The sequence below is a fragment of the Alcanivorax sp. HI0044 genome (assembly GCF_001634945.1).
In genome coordinates this window covers 1-23,244 of the sequence record NZ_LWEZ01000435.1, presented here as the reverse complement: position 1 = coordinate 23,244, position 23,244 = coordinate 1, and the positions used below count along the sequence as shown (strand labels likewise).

At 60.2% G+C, this 23,244-nt stretch carries 23 protein-coding genes; 12 read left to right on the top strand and 11 right to left on the bottom strand.

Annotated features, from left to right (window positions below; translation table 11 throughout):
• Positions 1 to 26: 26 nt before the first annotated feature.
• Both A3730_RS05330 and A3730_RS05325 read right to left on the bottom strand, forming a co-directional pair.
• Positions 27 to 1,712: a trypsin-like serine protease gene (locus A3730_RS05330; RefSeq protein ID WP_063520187.1), complete on the bottom strand. Its 1,686-nt coding sequence runs from the start codon at positions 1,710 to 1,712 to the stop codon at positions 27 to 29.
• Positions 1,713 to 1,873: 161 nt separating this feature from the next.
• Positions 1,874 to 2,818: a hypothetical protein gene (locus A3730_RS05325; protein ID WP_063537648.1), complete on the bottom strand. Its 945-nt coding sequence runs from the start codon at positions 2,816 to 2,818 to the stop codon at positions 1,874 to 1,876.
• 181 nt (positions 2,819 to 2,999) lie between these two features.
• Between A3730_RS05325 and ppc the strand changes: the two genes are divergently transcribed.
• On the top strand, positions 3,000 to 5,666 hold the full coding sequence (ppc, locus tag A3730_RS05320; protein ID WP_063537646.1) for a phosphoenolpyruvate carboxylase: 2,667 nt from the start codon (positions 3,000 to 3,002) through the stop codon (positions 5,664 to 5,666).
• 10 nt (positions 5,667 to 5,676) lie between these two features.
• Here ppc and A3730_RS05315 read toward each other — a convergent pair whose 3' ends face one another.
• Positions 5,677 to 6,597, bottom strand: coding sequence for a hypothetical protein (locus A3730_RS05315; protein ID WP_063520311.1), 921 nt, complete (start codon positions 6,595 to 6,597; stop codon positions 5,677 to 5,679).
• Positions 6,594 to 6,854 (bottom strand): CDGSH iron-sulfur domain-containing protein, encoded by a 261-nt coding sequence (locus tag A3730_RS05310; RefSeq protein ID WP_063520310.1) that lies wholly within the window; start codon positions 6,852 to 6,854, stop codon positions 6,594 to 6,596. The genes A3730_RS05315 and A3730_RS05310 overlap by 4 nt, the downstream gene beginning before the upstream one ends.
• A gap of 128 nt (positions 6,855 to 6,982) precedes the next feature.
• Between A3730_RS05310 and A3730_RS05305 the strand changes: the two genes are divergently transcribed.
• The 9 genes from A3730_RS05305 to A3730_RS05265 all read left to right on the top strand — a co-directional run bounded on the left by A3730_RS05305 (position 6,983) and on the right by A3730_RS05265 (position 15,165).
• Positions 6,983 to 7,849 carry a GNAT family N-acetyltransferase gene (locus A3730_RS05305; RefSeq protein WP_082872267.1) on the top strand — a complete coding sequence of 289 codons (867 nt, stop codon included), beginning with the start codon at positions 6,983 to 6,985 and terminating at the stop codon, positions 7,847 to 7,849.
• A gap of 61 nt (positions 7,850 to 7,910) precedes the next feature.
• Positions 7,911 to 8,732 carry a 1-acyl-sn-glycerol-3-phosphate acyltransferase gene (locus tag A3730_RS05300; RefSeq protein WP_082872266.1) on the top strand — a complete coding sequence of 274 codons (822 nt, stop codon included), beginning with the start codon at positions 7,911 to 7,913 and terminating at the stop codon, positions 8,730 to 8,732.
• A 185-nt stretch (positions 8,733 to 8,917) separates the two neighbouring features.
• The gene (gene yeiP, locus A3730_RS05295; protein ID WP_063520308.1) at positions 8,918 to 9,484 is read left to right on the top strand and encodes an elongation factor P-like protein YeiP; all 567 of its coding nucleotides are present in this window, start codon (positions 8,918 to 8,920) and stop codon (positions 9,482 to 9,484) included.
• Positions 9,485 to 9,494: 10 nt separating this feature from the next.
• On the top strand, positions 9,495 to 10,571 hold the full coding sequence (locus A3730_RS05290) for an aminopeptidase (RefSeq protein WP_063520307.1): 1,077 nt from the start codon (positions 9,495 to 9,497) through the stop codon (positions 10,569 to 10,571).
• Positions 10,562 to 11,401 carry a rhomboid family intramembrane serine protease gene (locus A3730_RS05285; RefSeq protein ID WP_063520306.1) on the top strand — a complete coding sequence of 280 codons (840 nt, stop codon included), beginning with the start codon at positions 10,562 to 10,564 and terminating at the stop codon, positions 11,399 to 11,401. The genes A3730_RS05290 and A3730_RS05285 overlap by 10 nt, the downstream gene beginning before the upstream one ends.
• 122 nt (positions 11,402 to 11,523) lie before the next feature.
• Complete coding sequence (locus A3730_RS05280) at positions 11,524 to 12,375, top strand: TRAP transporter TatT component family protein (protein WP_063520305.1); 852 nt, start codon at positions 11,524 to 11,526, stop codon at positions 12,373 to 12,375.
• An 8-nt stretch (positions 12,376 to 12,383) separates the two neighbouring features.
• Positions 12,384 to 13,373 carry a TRAP transporter substrate-binding protein DctP gene (dctP, locus tag A3730_RS05275; RefSeq protein WP_063520304.1) on the top strand — a complete coding sequence of 330 codons (990 nt, stop codon included), beginning with the start codon at positions 12,384 to 12,386 and terminating at the stop codon, positions 13,371 to 13,373.
• Positions 13,370 to 13,879: a TRAP transporter small permease gene (locus tag A3730_RS05270; protein ID WP_063520303.1), complete on the top strand. Its 510-nt coding sequence runs from the start codon at positions 13,370 to 13,372 to the stop codon at positions 13,877 to 13,879. The genes dctP and A3730_RS05270 overlap by 4 nt, the downstream gene beginning before the upstream one ends.
• The gene (locus A3730_RS05265; RefSeq protein WP_063537644.1) at positions 13,876 to 15,165 is read left to right on the top strand and encodes a TRAP transporter large permease; all 1,290 of its coding nucleotides are present in this window, start codon (positions 13,876 to 13,878) and stop codon (positions 15,163 to 15,165) included. Before A3730_RS05270 ends, A3730_RS05265 begins: the two co-directional genes overlap by 4 nt.
• Before the next feature lie 127 nt (positions 15,166 to 15,292).
• On the opposite strand, the gene A3730_RS05260 is transcribed toward A3730_RS05265, so the two are convergent.
• From A3730_RS05260 to A3730_RS05240, 5 genes are all read right to left on the bottom strand, one after another.
• A complete protein-coding gene (locus A3730_RS05260) occupies positions 15,293 to 16,060 on the bottom strand; it encodes an NYN domain-containing protein (RefSeq protein WP_082872265.1) in 768 nt (255 codons plus the stop codon).
• 252 nt (positions 16,061 to 16,312) lie between these two features.
• On the bottom strand, positions 16,313 to 17,119 hold the full coding sequence (locus A3730_RS05255; protein ID WP_063520688.1) for an SDR family oxidoreductase: 807 nt from the start codon (positions 17,117 to 17,119) through the stop codon (positions 16,313 to 16,315).
• Between the two features lie 13 nt (positions 17,120 to 17,132).
• Positions 17,133 to 18,002, bottom strand: a complete 870-nt coding sequence (locus tag A3730_RS05250) for a fatty acid desaturase (RefSeq protein WP_063520689.1) — start codon at positions 18,000 to 18,002, stop codon at positions 17,133 to 17,135.
• 147 nt (positions 18,003 to 18,149) lie between these two features.
• Positions 18,150 to 19,145 (bottom strand): AraC family transcriptional regulator, encoded by a 996-nt coding sequence (locus A3730_RS05245; protein ID WP_063520690.1) that lies wholly within the window; start codon positions 19,143 to 19,145, stop codon positions 18,150 to 18,152.
• Positions 19,142 to 19,759: a TetR/AcrR family transcriptional regulator gene (locus A3730_RS05240; protein ID WP_063520691.1), complete on the bottom strand. Its 618-nt coding sequence runs from the start codon at positions 19,757 to 19,759 to the stop codon at positions 19,142 to 19,144. The genes A3730_RS05245 and A3730_RS05240 overlap by 4 nt, the downstream gene beginning before the upstream one ends.
• Positions 19,760 to 19,839: 80 nt before the next feature.
• On the opposite strand from A3730_RS05240, the gene A3730_RS05235 reads away from it, so the two are divergent.
• Positions 19,840 to 21,078, top strand: coding sequence for an oxygenase MpaB family protein (locus A3730_RS05235; RefSeq protein ID WP_063537642.1), 1,239 nt, complete (start codon positions 19,840 to 19,842; stop codon positions 21,076 to 21,078).
• Between the two features lie 39 nt (positions 21,079 to 21,117).
• On the top strand, positions 21,118 to 21,984 hold the full coding sequence (locus A3730_RS05230) for an SDR family oxidoreductase (protein ID WP_063520931.1): 867 nt from the start codon (positions 21,118 to 21,120) through the stop codon (positions 21,982 to 21,984).
• A gap of 434 nt (positions 21,985 to 22,418) precedes the next feature.
• On the opposite strand, the gene A3730_RS05225 is transcribed toward A3730_RS05230, so the two are convergent.
• Both A3730_RS05225 and A3730_RS31100 read right to left on the bottom strand, forming a co-directional pair.
• Positions 22,419 to 23,027 carry a GNAT family N-acetyltransferase gene (locus A3730_RS05225; RefSeq protein ID WP_063520932.1) on the bottom strand — a complete coding sequence of 203 codons (609 nt, stop codon included), beginning with the start codon at positions 23,025 to 23,027 and terminating at the stop codon, positions 22,419 to 22,421.
• Positions 23,024 to 23,244: hypothetical protein (locus A3730_RS31100; RefSeq protein ID WP_197477309.1), on the bottom strand; the 221-nt coding region annotated here is incomplete at its 5' end. The genes A3730_RS05225 and A3730_RS31100, both read right to left, overlap by 4 nt.

Here is a 23,244-nt window from a genome sequence, read left to right as displayed (position 1 = left end):
TAAAGGTGCGGTGACAGGCAGACAAGTCAGTTGCGCTGTCGGCGCACGCCCAGCAGCATCGCCATGAGCCCCAGCCACAGTGACGCACCTCCGCCTCCGCTGCTGTCACTTGCAGCGGTGTTGACGGTGGCGTTGTACTGCACGGTGACATCCGCCTGTGTATCGGTGTCGCCGGGGATGTCGTTTTGGTCGGCGTTGACGGTGAAGGTGAAAGCCTGGTTGATGCCGGTGTCAGTGGTGAACTCCAGTGTCAGGATTTCGCTTTGTTCCGGGCTGAGGTTGCCGACAGGGCAGTACACCGGGTTGCTTTGTTGGCAGCCCAGTGCCGGGCCGTTGACCAGTTGAGTATTGGCGGGGAGCGGGAAGCTGATGCCGGTGTTGGTGGCGGCATTCAGCGGAGAGTGATTGCTCAGGGTTAGCGCTACTGTGGCTCGGGTGGGGCTGCTGGTCTGTTGGGCGGCGGACAGGGCCAGGTCGGGATTGTCGGAAAAAACAATTTCCTGCGTGAGGCTATCGTTGCGGCGGCGGTAGTCGTTTTCATCGGCACTGGCGCTGAGTGTGAGGGTGACGACCTGGTCGGTGCCACTGCTGTCGGTCACCGCCACGTTACCTGTGCGGGAAGCGCCCGCGGCCAGGTTGCTGGCCACGGTACAGCGGCTGGCAGAGATCAGGGTGCTGCAGCCGTTCCAGTCAAAGTGGGCGCTGGTGGTCAGGCTGCCGATGAGCGAGCGGCTCACGGTGGCGTTGGTGGCCGTATTGCGGGTGCTGTTGTTGCGCAGGGTAGCGGTGATGGTCTGGGTGCCGTTTAGGGGTTGATAGTGGCGCGTCGTACCACCGCTGATGGTCATATCCACCAGCGGTACGCCGCCTTGCGTGGTCAGCCGCTCGATTTCTGCAATTTCTTTGGTGACGTGGTTGTACCCGGCGGGGGCGCCAGACGCACAGTTTTCCAGGCCAAAGCTGGTCAGGCCGACCAGCCAGGGGTTGGGCTCTTCGCCGATAAACAGGGGGCCGCCGCTGTCGCCGAAGCAGGTGTCCTGGTTGATATTGTTGACCGGATTCAGCTCTGCCGCGCAGATGGTTGAATCGGGAATGATCAGGGTGGAAAGACTCTGGCAGGTATTTTTGGGGATGTAATCCAGTTGCACTTCGCGCAGAAAGACACTGAGGTCGCCGCTGCCCGTCTGGCCCCAACCCAAGGCGGTTACTGCTTCGTCACGTTGATTCAATGAACGGCCTTCCAGTTCCGCAAAGGTACCGTTGTCCGCCAGGCTCGGCCATTGGTTGTTGCTGGTGGCAGGAATACGCAACAGGGCAAGATCGTGCGCAAAGGAAAAATTATTGAAGTTCGCATGGCGGTAAATCGCTTCTACCGGAATGCGCCCCGGTTGAGGTGAGGTGCCTTTGCGTTCGGTTTCACCGATATAAACAAACATGCGATTGGCCGTGGCCAGGGCATCATTCTGGTACTGGGTGCAATGGTAAGCGGTGAGTACCCAGCGGGGGCTGAGCTGGCTGGCACCACAGAGCAGATAGCCGCCGGGAAGATTGGGGTCGTCGATGGCGAGTTGTGCCATCCACGGCCAGCGATCAGCAGGGGCCTGGTTGCCACCGACAATGCGCGCGCTGGGGCTGTCGGCGGCTTGGGCTAGCGTGCCCAGGGTGGTCAGCAGGCCGGCGAGCAAAGTGGTGAAAACGGTGCGAAGGGGCATAGGGATGCCTTGTCATTATTTAGATCAGTTTAGCGCAAAGGCCGACAAGGCTGTGTGAGCGAAGCGTGTTTTATTTGTTTCAGGTGCCTTGCGGTGACAGGCCTGACTTCCCTCGCGGGTTAGGTCAAGGCCTGTGGCGTCAGACGTGCGACGTGGCTGGCTCAGTTCATCGGCGGCGCATGGGCCAGCCAGTGGTTATCTTCTTCCGTGGTGCGGGCCATGGACGTCTGCAGGTGAGAGAACGCCTGCTCCAGGGCGGCGTCGCCATCGGTCAGGGTCATTACGGCGGCGCGCAGGCCCGGATGCCGGTCGCGCAGATCATTGAGCAGCTGCTCGGCGGCGGCCGTGGCGGTGCAGGGCAGCAGCAGGGCCAAGTGTTGTTCATCATAGCGGGCGGCCACATCGCTGCGGCGGATGCGTTGGGCGACCCGGTCGGCCAGGAGTGGCAGTTCGTTGTGTTGCACCAGCGCCAGGGTCAGCGGCGAGGAAATGCGATCATGCAGTGGCACTAGCCAGCCAGCGGTACTGACCAGGGCTTCGCGGCTGATGAAGTCGGTATCCGGGTCGCGCCAGGTGGCTTCCAGTGCGGCCCGGGACAGATGCTGGTTACGCCAGATCATCAAGCCGAAATAGAGCATGCAGGCGCTGAGTGCCGCGACCAGGAACAGGCTGGCAGAAGCGGTGGGGGCATCGGTGTAGCTCAGGCGGATGGGTAACACAAACGCCAGCACGATTTCGGCCCCGGCGAGCATGATCAGGAAACGCTTGAGCCCATGCAGCAGGCCGTTACTGAGCACGGCGATAAACAGCAGGGCCATGGTTGGCGGTGGGTCGCCAGCATCCAGTAGCAGCACGATACCCAGGGTCAGCAGGTCGAGCGCGGAAGCGAAGGCGTCAGCATTGGCCGGGCGCCAGATCAACAGCAAAAGCTGAATGCCGATATAGGCGCTGAACAGCAGCCACGGTGTCGCCTGGGGCAGGGTGAAGAAAAAATGGTCCGCATGGTGGAAATACATCACCGCCAGGCCCGCAAACAGCGCCCGCGCCAGATACTGCATCAGCACCACACCCTGATCCGAGGTGATACGGCTTGAGGTGTTCATCATTGAGTCGATCCCAGGTTCATTAGGGGGCCTATGTTGCGGCACCGTGGCAGCGGAATAAAGATGCCCGGCGGTGTAATCTTGTTAAAACTGTACGTTGAGAGGCGTTTACCGGTCATGGTCTGGACCTGAAGAGTCGGTATGGTAGGCGTTGGCGAATGTTCCTGCACCGTAAGGAGGCACAGTGGATCACAATGTAAATGCACCATTGCGTGACGATGTCCGCTTGTTGGGCGACTTGTTGGGTGAATGCCTGCGCCAGCAGGCCGGCGATTCCATGTATGAGACGGTGGAAAAAATCCGCCAGGCCTCTGTGGCGACGCGCACCGAGGGAGGCGAGTCGCTGGCGTCGCTACGCGACCTGCTCTCTCCCCTGGACGACGCCACCCTGCTGGAAGTGGCCCGGGCGTTCAGCCAGTTTCTCAACCTGAGTAATATTGCCGAGCAGCATCACCGGGAGCGCTTGCATCGTCAGCACCAGCGGTATCCGGGGGACGCGGGGACCGATCAGGGGTTGCAGGATGTGTTGCAGCGTCTGGCGGATAACCAAATTGCACAACCGCAGATCTCGGGCACGCTGGAAGATCTTTCCGTGGAGCTGGTGCTGACCGCGCACCCCACCGAGGTCACTCGTCGCACCCTGATTCGCAAGTATGACCAGATGGCTGATCTGCTCAGTGAGCTGGACCGTTCCGATCTTAATGATGACGAGCGCCAGTTGCGCCGTGAACGGCTGCGCCGGGTGATCCTGGCGGCCTGGTGCACCGATGAAATCCGCCGTGAAAAGCCCACCCCGGTGGACGAAGCCAAATGGGGCTTTGCCACCATTGAGCAATCCCTGTGGCAGGCCGTACCGGATGTCTTACGCCGGCTGGAAGCGCAGCTGGCCGAGCAGGGCCTGCCCGCGCCGCCAGCAGACTGGGCGCCGGTGAAGCTGGCCTCATGGATGGGCGGTGACCGGGACGGCAACCCCAACGTCACCGCCCCGGTGACCCGCGAAGTGTTGCTGCTGGCGCGCTGGATGGCGGCGGATCTGTACCTGCGGGATGTGGAGAATTTGCTGGCGGACTTGTCCATGAAAGCCGCCAGTGAGGAACTGCTGGCCGCCACGGGCCCCACCCACGAACCGTACCGGGTGTTGTTGCGCGATGTGCGCAGCCGCCTGCGCCTGACCCGTCGCCAAATGGAAGCGCAGGTGGAAGGCTTGCCGGTGCCGGAGGGGGACGCGTACCTGCGCCGCGAAGAACTGATGGCGCCGCTGCAGATGCTGGATCGCTCGTTACGCGCCGTGGGGTTGAGCGATATCGCCGACGGTGATTTGAAGAACACCCTGCGCCGCCTGAACTGCTTCGGGATTACCCTGTTGCGGCTGGATATCCGCCAGGAATCCACCCGCCACAGTGAGGTGCTGAATGCGATTACCCGCTATCTGCAGCTTGGCAGTTACAACGACTGGGATGAAGCGGCCCGCCAGGCGTTTCTGGTAGAGGAACTGCAGGCGCGCCGGCCGCTCATTGATGCCGCCTTCCGCGATAGTGAACACTGTACCCCCGAGGTGGCCGAGGTGTTGGCCACCTGTGAGGTGATTGCCGAGCAGGGCAGTGAAGGGCTGGGGGCCTACGTGATTTCCATGGCGACCACGCCGTCCGATGTGATGGCGGTGATGCTGCTGCAGAAAATCGCTGGTGTCCGCGAGCCCATGCGCGTGGTGCCGCTATTTGAAACCCTGGACGATCTGGACGGCGCCGAGCAGACCATGTCGGCCCTGTTGGCGCTGCCGTTCTACCGGGAGCGGGTGGCGGCGGGCCAGGAAGTGATGATTGGCTATTCCGATTCCGCCAAGGACGCCGGTTTTCTCGGCGCTGCCTGGGCCCAGTACCGTGCCCAGGAAAAGCTCACTGCGTTATTTGCCGATAACGGCATTCCGCTCACCCTGTTCCATGGCCGTGGCGGTTCCATTTCCCGCGGCGGCTCGCCCACCCGCATGGCGTTGCTGTCACAGCCGCCGGGCTCGGTGGCCGGTCGCATCCGGGTGACAGAGCAGGGTGAGGTGATTCGCTTCAAATATGGCCGCCCGTCGGTGGCGGTGTTCAACCTGGAGCAGTATGTGGCGGCGACGCTGGAGGCGACCCTGTTGCCGCCCCAGGCGGCGCGGGCGGAGTGGCGCCAGCAGATGCAGGCGTTGACCGATACCTCTGTGGCGGGCTATCGGGGTGTGGTGCGCGATGAGCCCGAACTGGTGCGTTACCTGCGTACCGTGACGCCGGAAACCGAACTCTCGCGGCTGGCCCTGGGCAGCCGCCCGGCCCGCCGCAAGTCGGACCAGGGCATCAGCTCGTTGCGGGCGATTCCCTGGGTGTTCGCCTGGACCCAGATCCGCCTGATGCTGCCCGCCTGGCTGGGCACCGGTGCCGCCCTGGAAGATGCCCAGAACGATGCGGCACAAAATAGCATGGTGCGGGAAATGGCCAGCGAGTGGCCGTTTTTCCAGGGCGTGGTGGATATGCTGGAAATGGTACTGGCCAAGTCCGACCTGCGGGTGGCGGCCTGGTATGAAGAGCGCCTGGCTGGCGATGATGCTGGCCTGATGCGTCTGGGCGAAGTGCTGCGTGAGCGGCTCACTGCCACGGTCAGTGCCTTGTCTGCGCTCACTGGCCGCGAAGATCTGCTGGATAACAATCCGGTGATGCGCTGGTCCATCCGCGTGCGTGATCCTTACACCGACCCGTTGCATCTGCTGCAGGCAGAGCTGATGGCGCGGCTACGTCAGCAGGACGGTGATGAGACCCTGGAAAGCGCACTGATGGTGACCATTGCCGGTATTGCGGCGGGCCTGCGCAACACCGGGTGAGGGCGCTCCCTCACTGGCAGTGATTCAGTGTATGAGTGGGCCCCTGCAGGGCGCCCGCCTGCTCATAGGCCCGGCGCAGACGGCCTTGCTGGCGCAGTGTGTTGATGCCCTTATTCAGTGCTTGCTGGATGGCGTCGGCTTCAGGGTGCTGGCGGGAAACCGCAAAATGGCGGCTGCCCGGCAGGCACAGGACGCCGCCGGGCACCGGGTGGAGGGTGCTGCCCTTGACGCGCAGCACGGGCGTGCCGGCGGTGAGCGGTGGGGCCAGCAGCAGGTCCGCCCGCCCGCTTTCTACCCAGCGAACCATGGTCATCCAGCGGGGCGCATCCAGCAGCTCGCCATGGGGCAGGTTCGTCAGCAACTGCCAGTCTGCTCGCCACTGCCGGGAGCTGACCAGGCGAAAGTCGGCCAATTGCCCGGTCTCGGTCAGGGTTGTGTTCTTCGCGGTTTCTGCCCGCCCATACAGTTGTGCCAGATTGCTGCCGGGCCCTAGCAGTGCCGTGCTGGCCCACAGGTTATCGCGCAGCGCGATATCCTCTCGCCACAGTGAGGTGGCGGCCAGGTCCAGGCGCCCTTGATCCATTTCTGTGAGGGTCCGTTCGTAGCTGTTTACGATGACCCACTCCAGTTCGTGGCTGTTTCCTCTAACCTCTCCTCTCTGCCCTGCAGTGCCACCAACAGCGCCCCTACCCAGGGCAAGCGCCTGCTGAAGCAGCGCGACTTCGATGACGTCCCGGCGGCTGCAATCGCCCCGGTAGTCGGTTATACGCAGTACCTGACGATGCCTTAACCAGCATTGATAGTCGTGGTACACATCGGCGGGAACGGCGACCTGAAGCGGGGGGCTCGGGGCAGGCGCTGGATCGGCCTGAATGCCGCTGGCCAGCAGCCCCAGCATCAGGGCAATGAAGGGGTGAGGCTTGCCTATCACGGGCTGGATTCCTTGCCTTTGAGTGCCACGTGGCTGCCATCGCAGATCATGCCTTTGCTGCTGTGTTTGCAGCCGCAGAAAAACACAATCTTGTTCCGGGTGGCGGTGTAGGGCACCGGGGAGAAGCCGGTGCCCTTGTGGCTGCCGTCGCAATAGGGCTGGGTCTTGCTGAGGCCGCAGGCGCACCAGTAGACCGTATCACCTTTTTTGACGGGCAGCGGGAACGGTACGGTGTGGGCAATGCGGGGGGCGTCCATGGTGCTCTCCTGCGGCGCTTTCGTTAACGTCAGGCGCATTCTGCGTGTGTCGCGCAAATGTCATGCAAATGTCACTGCCTTGCCATGGCGGCTGACGACACTGGCCGAAACTGCCAGTGGAGTACACTATGCTTGCGCAAGCTGCAGGAAAGATCAAAGCGTTAAGCCCGCAATTGAAAGGGGCCTTCACCAAGCCGTTCGTGGCTACTGCCGAGATTCTTCGCTTTCCCCGCGACATGGCCGCGGAGAGGGCGCTTGAGGCCCCGGCGCCGGGCCGCTTCACGGCCTATTTCACCCGCTCGCGCCGGGAAATTCTGAAAATCCAGCGCCTGCGCTATCGCATCTTCTCCCAAGAGTATGGTGCCAGTTTCAGTGCCCCGTTCGGCCTCGACCGGGACCGTTTTGATCGCCACTGCTTGCACTTGGTGGTCCGCGATAACCGTAACGGGGAAATCGTGGGTTACACCCGCGTGCTGCCGGGTGAGCGCTTGCACCGGACCGGAGGCTTCTATTCCAGCGGTGAATTTGATCTGACCATGCTGAGCCAGCTGGAGGGCAAACTGGCAGAAATCGGTCGTACCTGTATTCACCCGGAGCATCGCAACGGGGCCGTGATCAGTGTGCTGTGGGCGCGGCTGGCGCAGTACATGCTGGAAAACGATGTGCGCTACCTGCTGGGCTGCGCCAGTATCGCGCTGAGTGAAGGCTATAACGTGGCAGCGGTTAATCAGCGTATCCAGGCGCGGCACCTGAGCCAGGCAGGGCATCGCGTGCAACCGCATCTGCGCTTGCAGGCGCTGCCAGGAGATGCCCAGGCCGATAGTGTGAAAATGCCACCGCTGCTCAAGGCCTATCTGCGTATGGGGGCTCAAGTGTGCGGTGAACCGTGTTGGGACCCGGATTTTAACTGCCTGGATTTCTTTGTGCTGATGGCGGTGGAGGACTTGCCCGCCCGTTATGTGCAGCACTTCATGCAGCCGGCCCAGGCGGTGTGAAGCCAGTTGACAGTGGATAGTGGACAGTTGACAGCGAAACCCTGGAAACCGGCCCAGAGGCATGAGTGAAATGAACGATAGCGTCAGCGTCAGCGTCAGTCCTTATCCGCAAAGCGGCCTCTGGCCGCAACTGCGTCGCATGGTGCGGGTGATCCGCGTTGTCCTCTACCTGTTATGGGGCTTTATACTGGCGTTTTTGCTGGGGGCGTTCTGGTCACCGTATCGGCCTGTGGTGTTGGCCGCCAAGCAAAGCTGGTGCCGGCGTTTTCTGCGTATCCTCGGGGTGGAGTTGATGGTCACGGGGAGCCGGGTGGAAGCCCCGGTGTTTCTGGTTAGTAACCATGTGTCGTGGCTGGATATTCCTGTGATTGCCAGCCAGCGGCATCTGTATTTTCTCTCCAAGGCGGAGGTGGGTGACTGGCCGTTGATCGGCAACCTGGCCCGGGCCATGGGTACCCTGTTTATCAAGCGCGGCAGTGGTGAGTCCGTCCGCAAGGCCCAGGAAATCGCCAGCCGCTTGCAGCAGGGGCACACGGTACTGGTGTTCCCGGAAGGCACCACCACCGATGGCTCCAGCCTGAGCCGCTTTTTCCCGCAATTGTTCGATGCCCCCTTGCTGGCGGGCGTGCCGGTGCAACCGTTAGCGGTACGCTACCTGGATAGCATGGGCGCCCCGGATCCGGGGCTGGCCTTTATTGGTGACGATGAGTTCCACGATCACTTGTGGGCTATGCTGCTCCGCCCAAAAATCCGCGTGCGCCTGCATTTTTGTACGCCTTTGGATGGGGAGGGCATGGACCGCAAGGCACTGTCTGTGCGGGCGCATGAACGGGTGGAAGAGCAGTTGACAGTTGATAGTGGACAGTTGAAAGCTCGCGGTTGATTTTTGTCCTTTTTTTCAATGCTTGAGGCCGCACTCAGCATTTGGGGGCGGCTGCCTGGCTTTCCAAACAGAGAAGGGTTTTCCTTCTTTTCGCTGTCCACTGTATTCCTCCTTCCTGTTATCTGGCGCCACACCTTTAAGCTCGGATACCATGTCTTTTTTACTCACAAGGACATCGCCCTGCCATGACCCGCGCCAGTGAACTGAAAAAATCCGACGTTATCGAAGTCAACGGCACCCTGTATGCCATCCGCCAGATTGAGGTGCAGTCGCCTTCTGCCCGGGGTGCGGCCACCTTGTACCGGGTAAAGGCCAGTGCCGTCGGTGGTGGCCCCAAGTTTGAAGAGCGCTTCAAGGGGGATGATGACGTGGCCACGGTGGAATTGCAGCGCCGTGCGGTGCAGTTTTCCTATGTGGACGGGGATGACTACATCTTCATGGATAATGAGGATTTCTCCCAATACTTGCTCAAGCAGGAAGATATCAGCGATGAGCTGGCGTTCATCACGGAAGAAACCGAAGGGGTGTTGGCCCTGAAAGTGGAAGACGCCGTTATCGGCCTGGAGTTGCCGGCGTCCGTGGTGCTGGAGGTCACTGAAACCACACCGGCCATGAAGGCCGCTTCCGCATCCGCCCGCACCAAGCCGGCCACCCTGAACACTGGCCTGGTGGTGCAGGTGCCGGAATATATCGTGGAAGGGGAAAAAGTGCGGGTGAATACCGCCGAACGTAAATTCATGTCCCGGGCCTGATTGCCACCGGATGGAGATATCTTCCCTGCGTGAACACTGGGCGACCTTCAGGTCGACGCTGGCAGGTGTGTTGCTGTGCGTGGTGCTCCCGGGCTGTCAGGTGGGCTATTACGGCCAGGCAGTGAAAGGCCACTGGTCGTTGATGGGCAAGCGTGAACCGGTAGCCGACGTATTGAACGATGCCAGCACCTCACCTGAGTTGGCTGACCAGTTGCGCTTCAGTCAGCAGGTTATCGCGTTTGCCGGTGAGGCGTTGTCGTTGCCGGCAGAGGATGTCTACCACCAGTATGTGGCGCTGGAGCAGGATGCGGTGGTATGGAATGTGCTGGCGGCACCGGCTTATTCCCTGACGCCAAAAACCTGGTGCTACCTGATGATCGGCTGTGTCAGCTACCGGGGCTATTTTGACAAGGATCGCGCCACCCGTGAGGCGGATGCTCTGGCTGAAGATGGCATGGATACCTTCGTGGGCGGTGCCATCGCCTATTCCACACTGGGTTGGTTTGCCGACCCGCTGACCACGCCCATGCTCGAGCGCTCTCGTCCGTCACTGGCGCAATTGCTGATCCACGAACTGGTGCACCGCAAGGTGTATATCAAGGATGACACCCGTTTCAATGAGTCCCTGGCGACCCTGGTCGGCCGGGAAGGGGCAGTGGATTACTTCGCCCATAGTGGTGAGCCGTTATCCGCCGCTTACTGGCAGCAGCGTGAACAGGTGCAGGATGCCTTTATGGCCATTGTGCAGGCGACGCGTGCGGCGCTGAAGGAACTGTATGCGTCAGCGCAGGATGCCGACGCGCTGGCCCGGGAGAAAACCCGTATCCTGCAACAGGCCCGCGACCGTTTTGCCCGTGACAGCCAGGCGCAGCCGGCCCTGAAAGCCTACGCCGGTTTCTTTGATGGGCGATTGAACAATGCCCGTCTTAACGGGGTCAGCGACTATAACGATTATGTGCCGGCCTTTGCCCGCCTGCTGGATCAGTGTCAGCGGGACTGGGGCTGCTTCTGGCAGCAGGTGGACAATTTGGTGGCGCTAACACTGGCTCAACGTACCGATGCCCTGGAGGGGCTTGCATGGAACTGATTCGCACGCCGCAGCCGGAACTGGCGGACCTGTTTGTGAAAACCCTGCGGCGTAATGGCTTTGCTGTCGACCGCCGGGAAGCCGACGGGCAGCACATCATTGAGCTGCAAAACCCGGCGCAGTATGAGCATGCCCACGCCTTGCTGCAGGAATTGATCAACGACCTGCGCCACCAGCAGCATCGCCAGCCGGTGGAGCCGCTAACCGGGCGTCCGCAACCGCTGTTGTCCGGTGGCTGGTTTGCCAGCATGGGCTGGGTGACGCGGGGCATTCTGATTGCCTGTGCGGTGGTGTATCTATCGACCTATGTGATCGGCTACTGTATCTATAATGCCTTCCTGTTTCCCCGGGTGGTGGAAGGGCTGGCCAGTCAGCCCTGGCGGCTGCTGACTCCCATGTTCCTGCACTTTTCCCTGCTGCACATCCTGTTCAACCTGCTGTGGTGGTCTGACCTGGGGCGTCTGATCGAACGGTTGCAGTCTGGCACCCAGCTGGTGCTGGTGACCGTGATTACCTCTGCGGCGTCCAACCTGGCCCAGTTTTACTACTCAGGCCCCCAGTTTGGCGGCTTGTCCGGGGTGGTGTACGGCCTGCTCGGCTACCTGTGGATCTATGGCAAGCTTAATCCCGGCGCTGGGGTGGCCCTGCGCAAGGAAATCGTCATTTTCATGCTGGCGTGGATGGTTATCTGCTTTGTGGGCCTGTCCGGCGTGGTGGCCAATGCGGCGCATCTGGCCGGGCTGGTCAGCGGCTGTGCGCTGGGGGCCGGCTTCGGCTTCTGGCACCGTGGTCGGCAGGCCGGGGAATCGGGCGAAAACCAGGCCCGTTAATGGCCGGGAATGCCCGCAAGAAACGCCTTAGAGCCACCTGCCGGTTTGAGTTAGGGTAGGCGGGCTGCTATAAAGACAGCCAAAACGATGAAGTCACAATAATGAAAGGATGCCAGCGACCTATGCAGTGGCGCTCTGTACCTTACTGGGTACCTTCTCTCTTCTTCGCAGCGGTAGTTACCCTGCAAGGCTGTTCCCTGGCCCATGTTGACGACAACCTGCCCTATGGTGTCCTCAACAACAATGACCTGCAGCTGGTCGAAGACGGCCTGCCCACCTATTTGCTGATGGTCGATGGCCTGATTGAGAACTGGCCGGAAAGCGAATCCCTGCTCAGCAGTGGCGCGGACCTTTATGGCGCCTACGCCGGCTTGTTTGTGGAAGACCCTGAGCGGGCCCGCAAACTTAGCGACAAGGCGCTGGGTTACGGTTTCCGTGCCGCCTGTGCCCACCACAAGGATTACTGCGATCTGCGCAGCCTGTCGGTGCCCGAATTCGAATCCCTGCTGGACGAGGCCGACAAAGGCGATGTGCCGGTGCTGTTTTCCCTGGGCAGCGCCTGGGCGGGTTATATCCAGCAGAACACCAGTGACTGGAATGCGGTAGCGGAACTGGGCCGGGTGGAAGCCATCATGGAGCGCATCGTGGCGCTGGATGATGGCTATCAGCACGGTCAGGCACATATGTATCTGGGGGTGCTGAACAGCATCCTGCCGGCGTCGCTGGGCGGCAAGCCCGAACAGGCCAAAGCTCACTTTGAAGAGGCGGTAGTACTGTCCGACGGCAAGAACCTGATGGCCCAGGTGCTGTATGCGGAAAAGTACGCGCGCCTGGTGTTCGATCGGGAGCTGCACGACCGCCTGCTCAATGAGGTGCTGGCGGCGGACCCTGATGTTCACGGCCTGACCCTGCAAAATACTTATGCGCAGCAGCAGGCTGAAGTCCTGCTTGCCGACGCGGACGATTATTTCTAGGAGTGTTTATGCTGCGCCTTGTCACTGTTCTGATCGCGCTGTTGCCGCTGGTTGCCACCGCTGCGACGACCCTGAAAATTTCTACCCTGTACCCGGATGGCACCACCATCGTCACCGGCCTGAAAAAAGCCGGCAAAGATATTGCGGCGCAAACCGAAGGCCGGGTAAAGCTGAAAATCTACCCTGGCGGGGTGATGGGTGATGATCGTGCGGTAGAGCGCAAAATCCGTATCGGCCAGCTCCATGGTCTGGTGGCCCAGGGCGGTGCGTTTGCTTCCGCTTACAAGGACAGCCAGATTCTCAACGTGCCGCTGGCCTTTAATAACTACGATGAAGTGGATGCGGTGCGCAGCGAGTTGGACCCGGTCATCCAGAAAGGCCTGGAAGACGGTGGCTGGGTCAGCTTTGGTTTGCTGGACGGTGGCTTCGCTTATGTCATGTCCGAGCAGCCGGTAAAAAGCGTGTCCGATCTGCGCGACCAAAAACTGTGGTTGCCGGCCAACGATGAAGCCTCCGCGAAAGCGGCCAAGGCGTTTGAACTGTCCCCCATTCTGCTCAATATTGGCTCCGTGCTGACCTCTCTGCAGACCGGCGCGGTGAATGCGTTCGCCGCTCCTCCGGTGGCGGCCCTGACGTTGCAGTGGTATTCCCGGGTGAACTACCTGACTGACATGCCACTGCTTTATACCTTCGGCATGCTGGGTATCCATGAAAAATATTTCAAACGCATGAGCCCGGAAGATCAGCAGGTGGTCCGCACGGTGCTGGAAGCCACCTTCGACAAACTGGATGCGCAAAGCCGCAAGGAAAACCTGAGTGCCTTTGCCGCCGTTCAGCAGCAGGGGCTGGAAGTGATCAAGCCCAGCGAAGAACAACGCGAGGAATGGCACAGCTACGCCGAGCGCGCTACGGCGGAGCTGGTGGAAGAGGGTGAAATTAGCCAGACCATGCTCGACCGCCTTAACGGCATTCTTGCCAAGCAACGCGACGGGCAATGATGGCAGCGCTACTACGTGGGGTGCATCGCACCCTTCACCATATCGAGGACGGCCTTATCGTGGCCGTCCTTTTGTTTATGATCCTGCTGGCGGTGGCGCAGATTGTGCTGCGCAATTTCTTTGGCACCAGCCTGGTATGGATCGAGCCGCTGTTGCAGAACGCGGTGCTATGGATTGGCTTGCTGGGCGCGATGATTGCCTCACGTAATGACGAGCACATCCGCATTGATGTGGCCTCGTCACTGTTACCGGAAAAGTACCATCCCTTCCTGACCACCTTCGTGGATCTGTTCACCGCCTTTATCTGTTTGTTGGTGGCCTGGTATAGCGTGCACTTCGTACTCGAAGAGTATGAGTACGCTTCGCCGGCATTTGCCAGTGTGCCGAGCTGGTTATTGCAAGCCATTATCCCGGTGGGCTTCTCGGTTATGGCACTGCGCTACGTCGTGCTGTTTGCTCTGGGGTTAATTGGCAAGCGGCCGAAAATGCAGGAGCCGACGCCATGATCATTGCGGCGATTGTTCTGCTGGTGGTGCTGGCGCTGATGGGCGCGCCCCTGTTTGCCATTATCCTCGGCGCAGCCGCACTGGGTTTCTATACGCTGGAAATCGAGTTGGCGGTGCTGCACATCGACATCTATCAGCTCAGTAATTCCGTGGTGCTGATGGCGTTACCGCTGTTTACCTTCGCCGGTTTTTTGCTGAGTGAATCGAAAACCGCCGACCGCATGTTGCGGCTCAGCCAGGCCGCGTTCGGCTGGATGCCCGGTGGCATGGCCTTTGTTGCGCTGATTGCCTGTGCGTTCTTCACCGCCCTGACAGGGGGCTCCGGTGTCACCATTGTGGCGTTGGGCGCCTTGTTGCTGCCGGCGCTGGTGAAAGGCAATTACCCGGAAAAATTCAGCCTGGGCCTGGTGACCTCCTCGGGCAGTCTGGGGTTGTTGCTGGTGCCGTCGGTGCCCTTGTTGATCTACGGCATTATCGCCCAGCAAATGTCCCAGCAGCTGGATATGCCGACGGTAGAAATTGTCGATCTGTATCTGGCTGGTCTGCTGCCTGCGCTGCTGATGATCGTGCTGCTTTACGGTTACTGTGTGTGGGCCACGCGGGGCACCGATGTTCCCCGGCAGGCGTTTGATTTCCGGGAACTGGTCGATGCGCTCTGGGAAGCACGCTGGGAGCTGCCGCTGCCGCTGGTAGTGCTCGGTGGGATCTTCTCCGGTTTCCTGGTGATCAGTGAAGCGGCGGCGGTGACGGCGCTGTATGTGTTGGTGGCCGAGGTGTTTCTGTATCGGGAAATCTCGCTGCGCAAGCTACCGACCATCATGCGCGATTCCATGATCATGGTGGGCGGTATTTTGCTGATTCTGGCGGTGGCGCAGGCCTTCTCGGATTACCTGGTGTATGCCGGTGTGCCGGAGAAATTGTTTGCCCTGATCCAGACACATGTTGAGAGCAAGATTACCTTCCTTATCCTGCTCAATATCCTGCTGCTGTTGCTGGGCGCGTTGCTGGATATCTTTGCCGCGCTGGTGATTATGGTGCCGCTGATCCTGCCGGTGGCGTTGCGTTACGGCATTGATCCGGTGCACCTGGGTATCATCTTCGTGGCGAACATGCAGATCGGCTATATCACTCCGCCGGTGGGCATGAACCTGTTTATCGCCAGTTACCGCTTCAAGAAGAAAGTCACCGAGCTGTTCGCAGCAACGATTCCCTTCATGCTGATATTGATCATCGCCTTGTTGATGATTACCTATATCCCGCAGCTCAGTCTCTGGTTGGTGCGGTAAAAGGCAGTTAATAGTTAACAGTGAATAGTTGCGCGGTCAGCGGTTGTTGATTGCTGGAAACGAGGAGGCCGCGTCCATTATCTGGACGCGGCCTCTTGCGTTTCAGTTGGTTGGTGAAGGAAAAACGTTATTTTCGTAGGATTTTTACTTGGATGCTTTTGCCTTGCCCTTTCTGGATCTGGAACCACTTGGGGTAGGCGCGGATCATGTCGCTGAGTTTCTTGTGGCCGAACAGGCGAGTGTCGAAGTCGGGTTTGCGCTTGCTCAGGTGCTGGCCCACCGTACCCAGGTTGGCCCAGTCGTCCTCATCGGAAATATCATCGATCACGTTGGCGATCAGTTGCAGTGGCGGCGGCTCCTTGCTGACAGGCGCTTCTGTCTGGGCGGGGGTATCGGGCTTGTCTGAGGTGCTCTCGGGGGCATGGTCGGAGCGCAGTACTTCGGTGTAGATAAACTTGTCGCAGGCGGCCACGAAGGGCCCCGGCGTCTTGCGTTCCCCGAAACCATACACGGTCAGGCCTTCTTCCCTTAACCTCGCCGCCAGGCGGGTGAAATCACTGTCACTGGACACCAGACAGAAGCCCGAGAGCTGTTTGGTATAGAGCAGATCCATGGCGTCGATGATCATGCTGCAATCGGTGGCGTTCTTGCCCTGGGTGTAGGCAAATTGCTGGATCGGTTGCACGGAATGTTTCAGCAGCACGCTTTTCCAGCCACCCAGATTGGGTTTGGTCCAGTCGCCGTAGATTCGCTTGACGCTGGCGGTGCCAAATTTGGCGATCTCCTCGAACAGCCCGTCGACGATTTTTGGGGGTGTATTGTCCGCATCGATCAATACGGCCAATGATGTGTTGCTGAGCGGTGGGGAGTCCGTGCCCATGTTGCTGTCCGCCATGATGCATTCCTTTTGCGTTGGATACCGCCAACATAACGGATTCGGCGGGGAGTGGACAGGCGCGGATGGGGGCTGTAGGAGCGGCGCTTGAGCCGCGAACCTCGCGTAGCGAGGCTGTAGAGATATCTGCGTCTCGTGACCTTTCTGGATAGACGGGACTTGAACTGAAGCGCCTGATCGCCCGCTGGGCGATTCCTCCCCCTGAAGGGGAGGTTCGCGGCTCAAGCGCCGCTTCTACAGCGGCTTCGTCTATCAGCCTTCCATTTCTTTTACCGATTTCTTGTAAACGAAACTGGCCATGGCGCGCAAAGGCATCATGCGGATCCAGATACTTTGCAGGGTGACAGACAGGCCCGGCAGGGCGTAGCGCTTGCCTTTGTTCAAGGCGGCGTAGCCGGCGTTGGCCACGTCTTCCGGGGTGGCAATGTGTGCCGAGACAAACTCCCGGATGCCGCTGGAGGATTTGTGTTGGCTCTCGGCGGTATCCAGAAACGCCGTTTTGGTGGTGCTGGGACAAAAGCAGGTTACTTGAACACCGTAGGGTTTGAGTTCTTCCTGAAGCGATGCACTCAGGTTGATGACAAAGGCCTTGCTGGCGCTGTAGGCGGCAAAGAACGGCATGGGGCAGAATCCCGCCAGGGAGCCGATGTTCATGATCTTGCCTTCGCCGCGGGCCTTCATTTTTGCGCCCACCAGCATGCATAGCTTGCTGAGCAGGATGTTGTTGAGAGTCAGCATGCGTTCAAGCGTCTGGCTGTCCTGCTCCACATGCTCGCCCATCATGCCGAAGCCCACGTTGTTGATCAGCACGTCCAGCTCAATCCCTTGCTGCTCCAGCCACTGCACAATTTCCTCGGCGGCACCGGGTTGCGACAGATCCATCTGTACCGGCCGGTAATCCACATCTGCCCGTTGCTGTTTCAGCTGTTGTCCCAGTGCATCCAGCTCCTCCTGAAGCAGACTGAACACCACGATGCGGTAACCGTCAGCATTGAACAGTTTGCAGAATTCCCGACCAATACCGCCGGCACCGCCGGTGATCAAAACGGTTTTTGTCATTGTTGTTCTCCTGTCAGGCGGCGCGCCGATCAGTATCCGGGCCGAGTTGAAATGGTTTAATGATCATGCTGCCGGAATGTTCCCGGTGGTATTGCTCACGGGCTTTCCACACCTTGCCGTAGCGGTAGAACGGCACGGTGGGGTAGAGGTGATGGACCAGATGGTAGTTCTGATACATGAGCAGTGGTGTCAGTAACCATTCCTGGCCCATGCGCATCAGGGCGGTGGTGTTGGGGTCCTCATCCTGGCGGCCGGTATGTGGATAGTGGGGCAGCACCATGAAGACCAGGCACATGAGGAAGAAGGCGAAATAGGTGGGAATCAGCCATAGCATCAGCATGTAGAACGGCGCCCACAACCACAGGGCGCCAATAATCAAGGCGGCCACCACAATTTCACGGACGATTTCGGACACCTTCACATTGGGGAAAAGCGCCGGATTGCGCAGGAAGGTGTACAGATAAAAGTAAGGCCAGAGACCCCATAACGGCATGGTCCACAGGCTGCTGGCCATCCAGTGGTCCGGGTCGTTTTCTTCGTTGGCAAAGCGGTGGTGACGCATGTGCAGCAAGCGGAACAGTTTGCCCTTGCCGAAGGGCACGGCCACAAAGGTGGCGGCGGCCAACAGGAAATCGTTGGTTTTTGGCTTCTGCGCAGCAGCGCGGTGAATGGCTTCATGGGCCGGGGTGAACAGGGCGTAGCCGGCCACACTGTTGGCGACGACACCCAGCCACAGGGGCCAGAAGTGGTTCATGGTCAGGAACCAGCTCAAGGCGATGGTTGTTACGGCACCAACCAGGATAAGCACGGTCGGCCATGCCAGCGGCGGAGAAACTTTCAGCTGCGCAAGGGTCGGGCTGTTGGTGCTGTCAGACTTGTTCATTGCGACCGTCTCCAGTGATGCCTTTTACGCAGTGTTACCGGAAAAAGGAAAGTGGATAAGCGCGGAAGCTGACAAGGAGGGGATGATAAATGACATCGTCTTCGCGGTGGTGTTGCTCACGGTGCGAGCACGCTACTGCGGCTGATGCTATTCCCGGCGGAAACGACCGGGGCTGGTGTTGAACCAGCGCTGGAAAGCGCGGCGGAAGCTGGCTACATCGGTGTAGCCCAGATCTTCAGCCACGGCGGCCACGGTGTAGTGTGGCAGGCCGAGCAGCTGGGCGGCCCGGCGACTGAGGGTCTGGTCACGGAGCTGCTGGAAGCGGGTGCTTTCCTGTTTGAGCTTGCGGATCAGGGTGCGTGGGCTCATGTGCAGCTGGTCGGCCACGGTATCCAGGCTGGCCTTGCCGTGGTGCTGATGCAGCAGGGCCAGAACCTGGTCGCTGACGGTGCCGCGGTTACGCAGCGCTTCCTGGCGGGCTTCGCATTGCTCGATGGCGATCCACAGCAGGTCCTGATCGTGGCTTGGCAGGGTTTCATCGCCGTAGCTGGACGGTAATTTGATGGCCGTGCAAGCGGCGTCAAACATCAGTCGGGTGCGGGGGAAGGTCTGGGCGTAACACTCCGCGTAGTCAGGGGCCGGGTAATTGAAATGGACTTCTCCCCCGTCAATCGGTTTGCCGCGCAATACCACATGGCAGGCAAAGGCGGAGGCCATGACGGATTCGACCAGGAACTGCACATTGTCGTCCAGTGGGTAGGCGAACTCCTGTCGCAATGTAATGGTGCCCTGCTGTTCTTCAAACACCGTGGTAAAGACTTGTGTGCGGGTGTTGATGAAGCGGGCAAACAGCTGCATGGCATCGCGCAGGGTGGGGCTGGCCATGGCCGCCATGCCCATGGGGCCGTGCATGGCGGGGAGGGCGCGCAGGCCGGTTTGCAGGGCGATATCCGGACGGTCGCTGAGCTGGCGGGCATTGCTGATTAACTGGCAGGCGCCGGGCCAGTCGATGAAGCCATCGCTGTGCTGCAGGGTGTCCACGTCCACCCCGGTATCGGCCACCAGCTTTTCCAGGCCAGCCTGATCCAGGCCCAGGGTTTGGGCAATCATGCGGCAGTAGGTCATGGCCAGATCGGGTTTCATGCGGGTGCGTCCTGGCTGTCAGGCGGAGTCGTCATGTAACCGGCGACCATGCGGGTCAGCTCGTTGGCCAGGTCGTCCTCGCGAATCAGCCCGTTGTGCTGGCTGATATGGCGAACCATGGTGAACAGCACACTGTTGGTGACGATAAACACCCGCACCTCCAGATTGCGAATCGGGTAGTCCTGATAGTGGCGCAGGAAGTACAGCCTGGCCAGATCCATGAAATGCTGCTGCAAGGTATTCACCACCCTGTCGGTGGGTAGCCGGTGCCAGTTACGTACCAGCTCCAGGTAGAGCCCGTCGCGGGAGTTGAGCACGGCGAAACCAAACTGGATGGCGCTGCTGATCATGGCGTTCATATCCACATTATCCAGCAACGGCAGGCGCTTCAGGCCTGCGCCGATATCGTCTGCCAGGCTTTCCATCAGCGCTTCGATAAGGCCGTCCTTGTCGCCGAAATACTGATACAGGGACCCCACGCTGACCCCGGCCACTTCGGCGATGCGGGCGGTGGTGGTGTTGTCCAGGCCCTGCTGCTGGATGACTTTCGCGGTGGCGTCGATCAGTGCTTTCACCAGTTCCCGGGAACGCTGTTGTTGGGGGCGTTTGCGCATGGAGCCTCTAATGCGAATTGAATGCGAATACATATTCGCATTATGTTTCCGGCCAACGCAAGCACACCGTGGAGGCCGAGATGACGGCACAGGCTCATATCGATGCGATTCCCAGCCGGGCGCGCCCGTTCGAGAAAACCCAGCAACCCACGCCGGCGTTGCTGCGCAAGCTGCTGGGCCGCGATCTGGCCCCCAGCCAGGAGGAATTCAGCGCGGTGCTGGAGGCGCTCAGTGTGGGGGATCCGGCCATGGATTCATTGGTGGACTGGATGATGGATCATGGCCCCCGTGAGGCGCGGGCGCTGTTTGAAACCGCCATTACCGAGGGGTTGGCTGCCATCCCGGATTGCCCGGAACCGCTGCGGCTGTTTATCAAAAGTGTGGAAAGGCGCCCGGCCTGGGTGGATTTCGACCTGATTGATGAGGGCGCCCGCTTTATTCATTCCACCGGGATGACCGCGCCCTATGTGTTGCGTGATCTGGCATTGATGGGGGGCTACCTGCTGTCCGGTTTCAATCAGTCGCTGGTGTTGACCGGGGCATTGAATCAGGGCGCGTCGCGACGCATTGCCGAGACCGGGAAGTGGTGGGTCGACTGTACCGAGGAAGGGGGGCTGAAACGTTTCAGTGCCGGTTTCCGGGGCACCTTGCACGTGCGCCTGGTGCATTCGCTGGTGCGCCGCAACCTGGCCAGCCGTGAGGAGTGGGATGTGGCGCAGTGGGGCTTACCCCTGAGTCAGGTGGATATGGTGGCCACTTATCTGGGGTTCTGCGTGGTGATGCTGGGCGGCCTGCGCAAGATGGGGGTGCCGGTGACGCCGCGGGAATCCCGTGCGGTGATGCACCTGTGGAAATACGCCTGCTGGCTGATGGGCGTGGACGAAAAGTGGCTGGTGGATCGCGAGCAGGACGGCATTGTGTTGCTGCACCACACCTTGATGACCCAGAGCCAGCCGGACTGGACCAGCCAGGAGCTGGGCAAGGCCCTGGCTCAAGAACCGCTGGAGCGTCATTTCCGCCGATTTGAATCCCTGCAGCGCAAGCTTGCCTACCAGAAACATCTGAGTGTCAGCCGTTACTTTCTGAGCCGCGACAAGATGGCCCAGCTGGGGTTGCCGGAATCGGTATCGGCCTGGTACCCGCTGGCCACGCTGTTGCCGCGGTTGCTCTCGTTCAGTGGCCAGCACTATGTTCCGGGGCTGCGCCAATGGCAGCAACAAAGAGGACGTAACGCCCAACGCAAGGTGCTGGGGCAAATGTTCGGCGACGCGAAACAGGATCTTATCCGGCCGGGCGTCAATCACCCTGGCCATGCCTGAGAACGGCGGCTCAACCGATCAGCAATAAAGGAAAACAGAATGACTGAAGTGAACACGAAAACCGTTTTTATCACCGGTGCGTCCTCCGGCATTGGCTATGCCACGGCACGGTTGTTTCAGGACAAGGGCTGGAATGTGGTCGCAACCCTGCGCAAGCCGGAACAGGCCGAAGCACTGGCTGCCTTGCCTCGGGTGTTGTGCCTGCCACTGGATGTTAATGATCGGGCCAGCATTCATGCGGCGGTTGAAAAGGCCATTGCGCATTTTGGCGCTATCGATGTGCTGGTGAACAATGCGGGGTATGGCCTGATGGGCGCGTTTGAAACCCTGGACGAAGCCCAGATCATTCGTCAGTTCGATACCAATGTGTTCGGCCTGATGGAAACGTGCCGGGCCGTGTTGCCGCATTTTCGCGAACGAAAAAGCGGCGCGCTGGTGAATGTGGCCAGCATGGTTGGGCGCGTACCGTTGCCGCTTTACAGTGTTTACAACGCCAGTAAATGGGCGGTGGAAGGGTTCACCGAGGGGCTGGTGTATGAGCTGTGTCCGTTGGGTATCGGGGTGAAAATCATTGAGCCGGGGGCGGTGAATACGGCGTTCTTCGGTCGCTCGGCGGACCGGGATAACCGCACGGGCGTAAAGACCTACGATGAGTATTCCAAGGCTCAGTTCGGGGTTATGGACAAGACCGGGCCGGGTGGCTCTACCCCGGAAGATGCCGCGAAGGTGATCTACAAGGCGGCTAACGATCCCGGTAAACGTCTGCGTTATAGCGTGGGCGCGGATGCACGCATGTTGTTGCTGGCACGTTGGCTGCTGCCCGAAACATGGTTCCGCACCATGATTCGCATGAGCCTGTCGGAAAAGGCGTTCAACAGTGTCGGGAAATTGCTGTACAAGTCCTGAATCGCATATACGCTCTGGTGGCGTGTCGTGTTGCATGCAGCGTGAAGCGTGTGGCGGCCGCAGAGCGGCAAAAAAAAATGGCCGTCGGGGGGACGGCCTTAAGGGGGGAATCAACGGGCTTTTTGAGCCCGGGGGTATAACCACAGAGTGAGCGCAATGTGATTGGGTGGCTGAAGCGATTTTCTCTTCAGCGATGGAACAAGTGTAGGGGGAGTCTGCCGACCAACCCACGGGAATGGCTCGACCGGTTTGATCAGATTAATTGATCAATGGGCGAAGCAGGGAGGTTCCGGGCACGCTCCGGTAATTCGTGTTACCCAGAACGCATGGAGCCCGGGCTTTCAGATTTTGAATGAAAGCGTCAGTGGTCGGGCTCCCGGCGCGCAGCGGTTGCCCGTGTTGCGCTCTGGGTGAGGCGTGTTGTGGTTCTTGATTCAGACCAGTGACTTGCGCATGTGGTGCCGGGGCAGGCGCACGCCATCGCGTTCGGCTTCTTCCTGACCTTCACTGGTAAACCCCATGAAATGGAAAAAGTCGTGGGCCGTGAGGCTGGCGTGGGCGTTGAGTTCGGTGATGCCTTCCACCCGCGCGCCGTCTTCCAGGTGTTGGTAGAGCAGGGTGGCAATGCCCACGCGGCTGGCATCCGGGTGTACGAAGACCATGTTGATATAACCATTGACGCGATGGGCAAAACCCACCAGCGCGTCGTCCCATTCGGCGACCACGGCTTCCCCTTCACTGAGGGCGGAAATCAGGCTTTCGTGGCTTTGTGCGCGGCTCCAGGCATCCCGTTGTTGCTGGTCGTATTGGTCGGCGGTGCTGATCTGGATGGCCTCGCGGAATACGCCCAGCAGCTCACCCAGGTCCGTGCTTTCCAGTGGACGAATCTGGAAAGGCAGAAACAGAGCGAGAGGATCGTCAACCGTGTCGGGGGGATCCTGGGCGGCGTCGGCTGGAGTGGACGGTTCCGGTGTGGCCGCTGCGGCGGGCGCAGTGGGCCGGTGGGTGCGACGGAACAAGCGTTGTAGCCATTGCCCAATCATGGCTGCGTGCCTGCCGGGCTGGTGGGGGCGGATGCTTTCTCCGAGGCTTTCATCGCCTTGATCTGGGCGCGCAGGGCGTCCAGATACTGCTCTTGTTGTTCCAGCAGTTCGCGGGTGGTTTGCTGTTGAGCTTCCAGCTCGCTGGCTCGCGCTTCCAGCTCCTGTTGTTCACGCAGGCGGGCATCGCGTTGTTCTGCGCTGAGCAGATCCGCGTCAC